Raw genomic sequence first — 10,359 nt, forward strand, 5'->3', positions numbered from 1 at the left:
CCTCATCCTCCTGTTCGGTGCAATGGCGGCTTTCGCTCTCAGCGAATATCGCTTCCGGGGCAACCTGATCATGGGGCTCTATCTTGCGCTCGGTATCATGATCCCCATCCGGATCGGTACCGTGGCAATTCTGGAAATGATAAATCACACCCGATCTGGTCATTGATCTGGACGATCTGGAGGCCAAGATTCGGGCAACTGCCCCCAAAGCCATGCTCCTGTCCAACATGCGCGGGCACCTCTGTGACATGGACGCGTTGATGGCGGTTTTGAACCGTCATGGTGTGCCTCTGATCGAAGACTGCGCCCATACCATGGGCGCGTCATGGAACGGGCGCAAATCCGGCAGTTTCGGCATCGCCGGATGTTTCTCGACCCAGACCTACAAGCATATGAACAGCGGCGAAGGCGGGTTTCTGACCTCGAATGATCCTGAATTCATGGCCCGTGCGATCATGCTGTCCGGGTCATACATGCTCTATGATCGGCACGGCGCTGGTCCGTCCCCAGACGTGTTCAAGGACATTCGGCTGGACACACCGAACATGTCGGGCCGGATGGACAACCTGCGCGCGGCAATCCTGCTGCCGCAATTGGCCACGTTAGAGACGAATATCGACCGTTGGAACGACCGGCATGACCTGATCGCAAACCGCCTGCGCGCCGTCGCGGGTGTTTACGTTCCCAACCGTCCACCGCAAGAACGCTATGTCGGGTCGTCGTTCCAGTTCCTCATGCCTGACGCCAGTGCCGAAACGCTGCAGCAAGTGGTTGCCGGCGCCAAGGCGCTGGGCGTTGAACTCAAGTGGTTCGGTGCTGACAGCCCGGTCGGCTTTACATCGAACCATCAAAGCTGGCGTTACGTGACACCGCAGGACTTGCCCAAAACGGATGCAATTCTTGCCGGTTTGCTGGACATGCGCATTCCCCTGACCTTAAGCCTCGAGGATTGCGCCCATGTCGCGGACATCATCGTGCATGCGGTCGGACAAGCCCTGCAAAAAGGAGCAGCCTGATGCGGAAAATCGGTGTTCTGGGCGGCATGGGGCCAGAGGCGACGATCTACTTCATGCAGCAAATCGTGGATGCGGTTCAGGCACATGACGATGCGGACCATATTCCGCTGCTTGTCGACAACAACACGCAGGTGCCGTCCCGCATCAAGGCCATCCTCGAAGGGGGCGGCGAAGATCCGGGTCCGGTTCTCGAACAGATGGCAAAAGGCCTCGTGGGTGCCGGGGCTGAGGCGTTGGTGATGCCGTGCAATACCGCGCATTATTATGCCGACCGCGTGGCTGCGGCGACGGACAGGCCTTTTCTGAACATGGTCGAAATGTCCTGCGCAGAAGCAGCGCGGATCGCTCCGGGCGGGAACGTGGGTATTCTCGGATCCCCGGCGCTTCAACGCGTCGGAGTCTTTGAAAAAGCTCTGTCCGATGTCGGTCTCAGCCCGGTTTATGCGCGGGATCATGGCCGATTGCTGGCGACGATCCGCGCGATCAAGGCTCAGGGAGCATCCGAATTCGCGGCGCATACCCTTACCGATGTCGCGGCCGATATGGTGGCGGACGGCGCGCATGTCATCTGCATTTGCTGCACGGAATTCTCTCTCATGTCCAAAAGCATCGAGGCGACTGTGCCGGTTTTTGACGCGATGCAGGTGTTGGTCGATGCGGCGGTCGATTTCGCAAGGTCCGATGAGGATGTTCCGCAATCGGCAAGCGCGGTATCCTGACCGGACACCACACCGCCTGTCACATCAGACCGAGACACCTGCCAAAAGCGCATCCCGATCCAGATCCGCTTTTGGCCCGCTCATCTTTACCGCACCGCGCTCCAGCACGTAGAACCGGTCCCCAAGGTCGTAGGCAAAGCTGAAATACTGCTCGACCAGCACAATCGCCATATCCGCCTGTTCACGCAGCAGGGCGATCACCCGGCCAATCTGCTGAATGATGTTTGGCTGGATGCCTTCGGTCGGCTCGTCCAGCAGCAAGAGCTTCGGCTTGGTGATCAGCGCTCGCGCGATCGCAAGCTGTTGCTGCTGACCGCCAGACAGGTCACCACCGCGCCGGTGCAGGAAATCCTTGAGGATCGGAAACAGCTCAAAGATATGGTCGGGGATGTAATGCTCCGACTTGGGCAGACACGCAAACCCTGTCTCAAGGTTTTCGCGCACTGTCAAAAGGGGAAAGATATCGCGCCCCTGCGGAACATAGGCCACGCCTTTCTGCGCCAGCGCATGCGCCGTGGCGGATTTGACGACTTGCCCATTCAGCGACATCGTCCCGCCGGAATAGGCATGCGTGCCGGAAATGGCTTTCAACAGCGATGTCTTGCCGACCCCATTGGTGCCCATCACACATGTGATCTCTCCCTTGGCCGCCGCCATATCGATCCCGTTAAGGATCTGGCTCCCGCCATAATGCAGCGTCAGACCCTTGGTCTGGAGGATTTCATCTGCCAAGATACACCTCGATCACCTGTTCGTTCTTTGTCACGTGGTCCAAAGAGCCTTCGGCCAGCACCGACCCTTCGTGCAGCACCGTCACCTTGCAGTTCAGCCGCCGCACGAATTCCATGTCATGCTCGACCACAACAACGGCTCGGGTCTTTGCCGCCTCGCGCAGGATGTCCGTGGTGTGTTCGCGCTCCGCTGGCGTCATTCCCGCTGCCGGTTCATCGACCAGCAACAGGCGCGGATCCTGTGCCAGCAACATCCCGATCTCGAGCCACTGTTTCTGCCCGTGGCTCAACTCTCCCGACTTGCGGTGCAGCGCGCCAGAGAGGCCAATCTGTTCGGCCAGTTCAGCAACCTTGTCGTTGTCTTCGGATGAGGGCTTGAAGAACAGCACCGCCAATGGTCCGCGCGTCTTCTTGAGCGCCATCATCAGGTTGTCGAAAACGCTCTGATCCTCGAATACAGTGGGGCGCTGGAACTTCCGGCCCACCCCGGCCTGCGCGATCTTGCTCTCCGACATCTTGAGAAGCGACAGGCTCTTGTCGCCATAGATGACCCGTCCTTCATCGGGCTTGGTCTTCCCGGTAATGATGTCCATAAACGTGGTCTTGCCCGCACCATTTGGGCCGATCACCGCGCGCAGTTCGCGTTCGGCGATCTGGAAGGACAGGTTGTTGATCGCCTTGAACCCGTCAAAGGACACCGACACGCCCGAAACTTCGAGAAGTGTGCTCATTTCTCTGCCTCCTGTTCTCGCAGGGACCCTTGGTCTGGGCCCAGCGATGCACCGTGGCGGTTCGGACTTTTGCGATCTGTGATCAGATCAATCAGCCCACCAATGCCTTTGGGTGCGTAAAGCGTCACGCAGACAAAGCTGAGACCCAGAAGAACCGTCCACCAATCCACCCAACTGATCGTGTAGAACCCAAGGTTGATGTCGGGTGCTTGCCCGCCGGTGAACCAAGTGGAGACAAGCGATACAAACGCCGCACCAATGACCGCGCCATACAGCCTGCCGCGCCCGCCAATGGCGACCCAGACCGCCAAATAGATCGACGCGATGGGTGCGATTTCGGCGGGGTTGATGATGCCCGCCTGCGGATAATAAAGCGCCCCTGCAATGCCCGCGATCACGGCGGTCAGCGTAAAGATCACCAGCTTGAACGCCTCAACAGGATAGCCAAGGAACCGAACGCGCGCCTCGTCATCGCGGATGGCGCGGATGACGGACCCGAACTTTCCCGACACGATCCATGCACACAGCACATACCCAAGGCCAAGCGCCAGCGCAGAGGCCCAGAAGAACCACAGCGACACGGTTGCCTGTGGCACGTCATCCAATCCCGGCAGGTTCTGCAATCCCGACAATCCATTGTTGCCCCGCAATCCGCTGTCATTCTGGAACAGGTGCAGCGACAGCGCGAGGGTCATCGCCTGTGTCAGGATCGACAGGTAGACGCCCGTGACCCGGCTGCGGAACGCAAGCCAACCGAACACCAGCGCCAGCAGCCCTGGCACGATGACCACAGCGGCGAATTGCAGCGGCAGAGAATGCGCAAAGGCCCATATCGGCGGAAACTCGGACGACCCGACAACGCCGAAGATCTGCGTGGCGATGCCGTTGGACACTTCCTCGGGTGTCGGCGGCAGTTCGGCTGCAGCAAGGCTCTCCAGAACGATGATCTCGGTCCGGGCGTACATCAGCCACATGCCAATCGCGTAACCGCCTAGCCCGAAGAACGCCATGTGCCCCAGCGACAGAATCCCGCAATAGCCCCAGACAAGGTCCATCGCCAAGGCGACAAGGCACAGGCACAGGGTCTTTCCCAAGGTCTTGATGAAAGATGTCGAGATCACCCCGATCCCAAATCCCTCGGACAGGATCGTCACGCCGACGGTAAACAGCGCGAGGATGGCGAGAAAGATCATCACCGACGGAAAGCGCAGCGCAAAGGGCTGTCGTCTTTGTCCGATTGCAACGTCACTCATGCGATCACCCCTGCTTCTTCTTTTTGAAAATATGCCGGGGGTGTGGGGGCAGAGCCCCCACGCGGGTCGGTGCTGAAAGCAACGAAACAAACATGATCACGCCTCCGCCGCACGGCCCTTGAGGGCGATGATGCCCTTTGGCCGGAACTGGATGAAGAGGATGATGAACAGGATCATGTAAGTCTGCGCCGCCAGCGTGTTGGACGGGTTGAACCACTCGATCCCTTTTTGCAGGAAGCCGACCATGGTGGCGCCCAGCAGCGTGCCCCAGATGTTGCCGACGCCGCCAACGACGACCGTCATGAAGGACTGCACAATGTAGTCGCTGCCCATCTCGGACGTGACTTTGGCGTAAAGCCCGATGGCCACACCGGCGATACCCGCGATGCCGGAGCCGAAGCCGAAGGTCAGCATTTTGATCTTGTCAGGGTTGATCCCCATCGACGCCGCCATGCGTGGGTTCTGCGTCACGGCGCGCACCTCAAGACCCAGCCGCGTGCGGTTCATCACGAAGAGGAAGAGCGCAAGAAACAGCAGCGCCAGCACGAAGATCGCGATGCGGATATAGCTGATCGACACGATGTCATTGATCACCAGTGACCCGTCCAGCCAACCGGGCGCTGTCAGAGGCCGGGCCTGTGTGCCGAAGATGTTCTTGGCGATCTGCTGCAAAGCGATGGAAATGCCGAAGGTGGCGAGCAGCGTTTCCAGCGGACGATGGTAAAGCCATCGGATCACCAGACGTTCCATCGCGACCCCCGCACCGAAGGTCACGGCAAAGGCCAACGGGATCGCGACCAGAATGGACAGCGTGTAGTCAGGGATGAAGAGCTGCACCACATAACCCGTATACGCGCCCATCATGATGAACTCGCCATGCGCCATGTTGATGACGCCCATCACGCCAAAGGTGATGGCCAGGCCGATGGCGGCGAGGAAATAGATCGACGCCAAAGACAGCGCGTCCAGCGAAAGGTCGAACATCTGGTTGATCGCGACCTTGTTCTCGATAGCATTCAGCGCGGCTTGCGCGGCGAACACCACTTCGGGCGGCGCGCCGACATAGCGTTCGAAGAACACATGGTTGGAAAGACGCTGATCGACCTCGGCCTCGGTCGCGACAGCCGTCACCGTGCCCTGTTCCGCCAGCGCCGCATAGGCCATGTCACGGGCCTCCTGGCTGTTCAGCGTGGCCACTTGGATACCTGCGACCTGACCATCCGCGATATTCGCGATCAGCGCGTTGCGCTGCTCCTCGACGCTGATACGCGGCTTGGCGAGATTGGCTGCGACCAGCAGCGCGTAAGCATCATCGCGGCTCAGCGCGGCGGAACCGGGCTCAAGCACGCGCCCAATATCGGCATCTGCAGGCAACGCTTCGGCGGCTTCAACGCGCACGGCCAAAAGCGGGTTCAGCGCGGCGCGCACATCGACGCCCAGATCACCGCCAAAACTCTGAATTGCCTCGATCCGTTCGGCGTCCGTCGCGCCATAGGCGATGGTCAGCAGCCGTTCCAACCGCTGCTTACGGGCGAGGATCAGTGCGTCGGGTTCTTTCGGAAGACTGGCCCGCAGAGCGGCAAGATGGCTTTCCTCGGCCCCGCGTTCAATCGCGTCCAAAGCGCGCTGGCGGGTGTCCGGATTGGGATCGCTGAGTTGGAATTGGACAAGCGCGGTGCCGATCAAACCCCGAATGCCGGAGTTCGGCTTGAGCTGGTCAAACCCGTCATCCGGAACTTCCGCAATCTCGCTGCCATCGGCAAAGTCAAAGATGCGCAGCGTGTCGCGATCCACTTCCTCGGCGTAGACGAAAAGGCCCGTCTCTTTGTTCACCCACATCTCGCGGGTTTGCCATTTGTCCAGGACGACCTGCGCTTCGGGCATGCCGCTGTTGGCCAGCGCATCAATGGCCGGTCCAATGGTGCGGCGCGAGCTTTCGATGATGAGATCGCTCTGGGACTGAAGCAATTGCTGGATGGGGGCGTCCGCTTGCTGGGCAGAAATCGGAAGGGCCAGCGTCAGACAAGCAAGGAAAGTGGCGACAAAGCGCAGCATCTGGAAATCCGTCGTCAATGGAACGCGCGAACGCGTACCTTGCGGCAAAGGGTAGGGTGCGTGGTTTCCCACGCACCGCTCAGTGGCTTAGTAGTTCGACTTGATCTGTACGCAGGTCGACGTTGCGGTGTTGTACATGCCGCAGCCAAGGTCTTTCCAATCCGACTTGAGCACTGCCGATTCCGGCAGGAAGTCGGTCCAGGCATCACCCGGCACCGGATCGGTCTGGCTGATGATGTCGAACTGGCCGTCCGCCTGAATTTCGCCGATCAGAACCGGCTTGGTCAGGTGGTGGTTCGGCAGCATGACAGCCGTGCCGCCAGTCAGGTTCGGGAATTCCTGACCGTACATCGCATTACGGACAGCATCCACATCCGTGGTGCCAGCCGCTGTGGCCGCGTTCACCCACATGTTGAAGCCAATGTAGTGTGCTTCCATCGGATCGTTGGTGACGCGATCATCACCCATGCGGGCTTTCCAGGCTGCAACCCACTCTTCGTTTGCGGGTGTGTCGGCGGACTGGAAGTAGTTCCAGGCAGCAAGGTGACCGACGAGGTTTGTGGTATCGAGACCGGAGAGTTCTTCCTCACCGACCGAGAACGCGACAACGGGGATGTCGTCCGCAGAGATACCTGCAGCCGCCAGTTCCTTGTAGAAGCCGATATTGGCGTCGCCGTTGATGGTCGAGATCACGCCGACCTTCTTGCCGTCTGCGCCAAGCGCCACAACGTCAGCCACGATCTTGGACCAGTCGGAATGACCAAAGGGCGTGTAGTTCACGAAGATGTCTTCTTCCGCGATGCCCTTATCCTTCAGGTAGGCTTCGAGAATGTTGTTCGTGGTGCGCGGGTAGACGTAGTCGGTGCCCAGAAGCGCGAACTTCTCGACGCCAAGCTCTTCAAGGAAGTAATCGGTGGCCGGGATTGCCTGCTGGTTCGGTGCGGCACCGGTGTAGAACACGTTCTTGGAGCTTTCTTCGCCTTCATACTGAACCGGGTAGAACATCAGACCGTTGAGCTCTTCCAGAACCGGCAGCGCCGATTTCCGCGACACGGAAGTCCATGAGCCAAAGATCACGTCCACGTTCTGGACCGTCAGAAGCTCGCGCGCCTTTTCGGCAAAGAGCGGCCAGTCAGAAGCCGGGTCAACCACAACGGCTTCAAGCTGACAGCCCAGAAGACCACCCTTTTCGTTCTGGATATCCACCAGCATTTCCATCGTGTCTTTCAACGTGGTCTCGGAGATGGCCATCGTGCCGGACAGCGAATGCAGAACACCCACTTTGATCGGGCAGCTGACATCCTGTGCGAATGCGGGAAGGGTGGAAACCAGAAGCGCGGCAGCCGCTGTAGTGCTGAGAAATTTCATCGACATTATGCAAACGTCCTTTGTACGTTTTGCGCCGCGAAGGTTGCCATAAGCAGTGCAAGGCCCCAGATATCGCAAACGCAAGTCTATTGCGGAGTGCGGTGGGGCCTGGAGTTGAACGGCCGGCTCCATCGCACGTGATCAACTGATGTTGCGCATCAGCCGCCGGTATCTAGGCCGCAGATTTTCATCGCAGGAAATGGGCCGTTAACCGGGATAGCGATCCTCGGATCAAACGCACAAGTTTTACGCGCTTTTTTGGGCTTCGTCTGATTTTTGAGCAACTAGGCGTATGGAGAGTCGCTATTGCGAGGCCTGCCACGTCCCCTGATTCACGGATTCGATCTCGGAAACGTGGGTGCTGTCTGCCATGGCAACGCTTTCGGGGGCTGGTTCTAACAGGATCGTTCCACACTGCCTCAATTCCTGTTTTGCCCTTTTTTCAGCCCATGCCGCCCGCCGATCGTCCTTTGAAAACGCCGCTTGGGTCAAAAGAGTGGCATGTGCCATCTTGGCGTCGATCCGATTGGACAGGATCCGAGTCGCGGTATCGGGTGTGACCAGCGCATCGAGAATATCTTCCATATGCGCGCGCTGTGTCTCGATTTGCTCGGTCGGTTGGTCAGACAGCAACCAGTGGTGTTCGATCTGGGCCGACAGCCGTCCCACACAATCGGTCACCCGGCGCAAAAGGTCTTCGTCAGGCTGCGCCGCCGTGGCCGCGAGACAGGTGAAACAGGAGGCATATCCAAGAGTTTTCAAAACGCCCATATTTTGAGCGTGTCGCACGATTTTCCATCGTGCAAGTTAACCTGCGGGCCAAATATGCTTTTTTGGTTTGTGAGTCATTAATGCCGCAGGGGCTTTACGGCCTGTTCCGCTGCCCCAGCCCCCTAACGATTGCGCCGACATTCATGAGCTGATCAGCAAGCGGATTTGATTTGCGCCAGACCATCCCGATCGTGCGATTGGGTTTTGGCGGATCAAACGTCACGACCGACACCTTGGCGTTTCGCGTTTCAAGCGCGATCGCCATTTCGGGGATCAAAGTCACCCCCATGCCCGCCCCAACCATCTGCACCAGCGTAGAAAGGGAACTGCCTTCCATCAGTTGGCGCGGTTGGGTCTTGGTGATCTCGCAGAAAGACAAAGCCTGGTCCCGGAAACAATGACCTTCTTCCAAAAGAAGAAGCCGCATTGTCTTGAGCATGTCGGGGCTGGGTACGGGTTTGCCATCATCCCTACGAGACCGCACTAGAACGAAGTCTTCCTGAAACAGCGCGAATTCCCGCAGCGCGGGTTCCGAGATCGGCAGAGCGACGATCGCCGCATCCAGACGTGACTCGAGCAAATCCGTGACCAACGACTTGGTGACCGATTCCCGCAGTTCCAGATCGATGTCAGGGAAACGCTCTGTCAAAGCCGTGATCGTATCCGGCAAGAGATACGGCGCGACAGTGGGAATGACACCAAGGCGAAAGCGTCCGGCAAACGGCCCTTGGGAGACGCGCATCAGGTCTTCCAGTTCGTCTATGCCCAACAAGACCTGCCGAGCCTTGATGACAAAATCCTCACCGATTGACGTCAGTCGCACTTCCCGGGGACCGCGTTCGACCAACGCAGCCCCGGCCATGTTCTCAAGCTCCTTGATCTGCAACGACAAGGCGGGTTGCGAGATCGAACAGGCTTCCGCTGCGCGCCCAAAATGTCGATGCCGGGCCAGCGCATCGAAATATCTCAGTTGTTTTATGGTCAATCCTATCATTTGAAAAACTTATCACGTCTTTTTGGATATCCAATTGGAAATTATTGCGCGGTCTGGTTAGAACGATTCCAGAATGGGCTGGGTGGCTCATCTGATTCACTGCGAGGGAGAAAGATCATGGACGGCAACAATCTCGATCTGAAAGGGGCCTGCCCCATCATGCACGGTGGCAACACCGGCACCGGAAACAGCGTCACCAAGTGGTGGCCCAAGGCGCTCAATCTCGACATCCTGCACCAGCATGGCGCGCGTACGAATCCGATGGACCCGGATTACAACCACCGCGATGCCGTCAAGGCGCTTGACTATGACGCCGTCAAAGCAGACGTCCGTGCGCTGATGACCGAAAGCCAGGATTGGTGGCCTGCGGATTGGGGTCACTACGGCGGTCTGATGATCCGTCTGGCATGGCACTCGGCCGGTTCGTACCGCATGGGCGACGGTCGCGGCGGCGCCGGATCCGGCAATATCCGTTTTGCGCCGCTCAACTCATGGCCCGATAATGCCAGCCTCGACAAAGCGCGGCGTCTGCTTTGGCCGGTCAAGAAGAAGTATGGCAACGCGTTGTCCTGGGCGGACCTGATCATTCTCGCAGGCAATATGGCCTATGAATCCATGGGTCTGAAAACCTTTGGCTTCGCTTTTGGCCGCGAAGACATCTGGGGTCCGGAGACTGACGTCAACTGGGGCGCCGAAGACGAATGGCTTGCACCGAGCGAGA

The 10,359-nt window shown here is 58.8% G+C and carries 10 protein-coding genes and 1 pseudogene; 4 read left to right on the forward strand and 7 right to left on the reverse strand.

Annotated features, from left to right (window positions below):
- The 3 genes and pseudogenes from JJ869_RS18830 to JJ869_RS18840 form a co-directional block, all read left to right on the forward strand.
- A pseudogene (locus JJ869_RS18830) lies at positions 1–142 on the forward strand (carbohydrate ABC transporter permease); the annotation flags it as partial.
- 70 nt (positions 143–212) lie between these two features.
- Positions 213–1,016, forward strand: coding sequence for a DegT/DnrJ/EryC1/StrS family aminotransferase (locus JJ869_RS18835; protein WP_292269489.1), 804 nt, complete (start codon positions 213–215; stop codon positions 1,014–1,016).
- Positions 1,016–1,735: an amino acid racemase gene (locus tag JJ869_RS18840; protein ID WP_292269492.1), complete on the forward strand. Its 720-nt coding sequence runs from the start codon at positions 1,016–1,018 to the stop codon at positions 1,733–1,735. Before JJ869_RS18835 ends, JJ869_RS18840 begins: the two co-directional genes overlap by 1 nt.
- Before the next feature lie 24 nt (positions 1,736–1,759).
- On the opposite strand, the gene urtE is transcribed toward JJ869_RS18840, so the two are convergent.
- The 7 genes from urtE to JJ869_RS18875 all read right to left on the reverse strand — a co-directional run bounded on the left by urtE (position 1,760) and on the right by JJ869_RS18875 (position 9,638).
- Complete coding sequence (urtE, locus tag JJ869_RS18845; protein ID WP_292269510.1) at positions 1,760–2,455, reverse strand: urea ABC transporter ATP-binding subunit UrtE; 696 nt, start codon at positions 2,453–2,455, stop codon at positions 1,760–1,762.
- A gap of 1 nt (position 2,456) precedes the next feature.
- A complete protein-coding gene (gene urtD, locus JJ869_RS18850; protein WP_292269495.1) occupies positions 2,457–3,197 on the reverse strand; it encodes an urea ABC transporter ATP-binding protein UrtD in 741 nt (246 codons plus the stop codon).
- Positions 3,194–4,450 carry an urea ABC transporter permease subunit UrtC gene (urtC, locus tag JJ869_RS18855; protein ID WP_292269498.1) on the reverse strand — a complete coding sequence of 419 codons (1,257 nt, stop codon included), beginning with the start codon at positions 4,448–4,450 and terminating at the stop codon, positions 3,194–3,196. Before urtC ends, urtD begins: the two co-directional genes overlap by 4 nt.
- A gap of 96 nt (positions 4,451–4,546) precedes the next feature.
- The gene (urtB, locus tag JJ869_RS18860; protein ID WP_292269500.1) at positions 4,547–6,505 is read right to left on the reverse strand and encodes an urea ABC transporter permease subunit UrtB; all 1,959 of its coding nucleotides are present in this window, start codon (positions 6,503–6,505) and stop codon (positions 4,547–4,549) included.
- Positions 6,506–6,592: 87 nt separating this feature from the next.
- Positions 6,593–7,879, reverse strand: coding sequence for an urea ABC transporter substrate-binding protein (gene urtA, locus JJ869_RS18865; RefSeq protein WP_292269503.1), 1,287 nt, complete (start codon positions 7,877–7,879; stop codon positions 6,593–6,595).
- Positions 7,880–8,176: 297 nt separating this feature from the next.
- A complete protein-coding gene (locus JJ869_RS18870) occupies positions 8,177–8,644 on the reverse strand; it encodes a hypothetical protein (protein ID WP_292269505.1) in 468 nt (155 codons plus the stop codon).
- A 94-nt stretch (positions 8,645–8,738) separates the two neighbouring features.
- Positions 8,739–9,638, reverse strand: a complete 900-nt coding sequence (locus JJ869_RS18875; protein WP_292269508.1) for a hydrogen peroxide-inducible genes activator — start codon at positions 9,636–9,638, stop codon at positions 8,739–8,741.
- Between the two features lie 117 nt (positions 9,639–9,755).
- On the opposite strand from JJ869_RS18875, the gene JJ869_RS18880 reads away from it, so the two are divergent.
- A partial coding sequence (locus JJ869_RS18880) for a peroxidase family protein (RefSeq protein WP_366510477.1) occupies positions 9,756–10,359 on the forward strand: 604 nt, incomplete at its 3' end.

The organism is Marivita sp. (genome assembly GCF_017643905.1).
GTDB lineage: Bacteria > Pseudomonadota > Alphaproteobacteria > Rhodobacterales > Rhodobacteraceae > Marivita.

What these genes read in the sequence shown, in the direction of transcription:
- JJ869_RS18835 (WP_292269489.1), top strand. Translation starts at nt 213, where the DNA reads ATGCTCCTGTCCAACATGCGCGGGCACCTCTGTGACATGGACGCGTTG.
- JJ869_RS18840 (WP_292269492.1), top strand. Translation starts at nt 1,016, where the DNA reads ATGCGGAAAATCGGTGTTCTGGGCGGCATGGGGCCAGAGGCGACGATC.
- urtD (WP_292269495.1), bottom strand. Translation starts at nt 3,197, where the DNA reads ATGAGCACACTTCTCGAAGTTTCGGGCGTGTCGGTGTCCTTTGACGGG.
- JJ869_RS18875 (WP_292269508.1), bottom strand. Translation starts at nt 9,638, where the DNA reads ATGATAGGATTGACCATAAAACAACTGAGATATTTCGATGCGCTGGCC.
- urtC (WP_292269498.1), bottom strand. Translation starts at nt 4,450, where the DNA reads ATGAGTGACGTTGCAATCGGACAAAGACGACAGCCCTTTGCGCTGCGC.
- urtA (WP_292269503.1), bottom strand. Translation starts at nt 7,879, where the DNA reads ATGTCGATGAAATTTCTCAGCACTACAGCGGCTGCCGCGCTTCTGGTT.
- JJ869_RS18870 (WP_292269505.1), bottom strand. Translation starts at nt 8,644, where the DNA reads ATGGGCGTTTTGAAAACTCTTGGATATGCCTCCTGTTTCACCTGTCTC.
- urtB (WP_292269500.1), bottom strand. Translation starts at nt 6,505, where the DNA reads ATGCTGCGCTTTGTCGCCACTTTCCTTGCTTGTCTGACGCTGGCCCTT.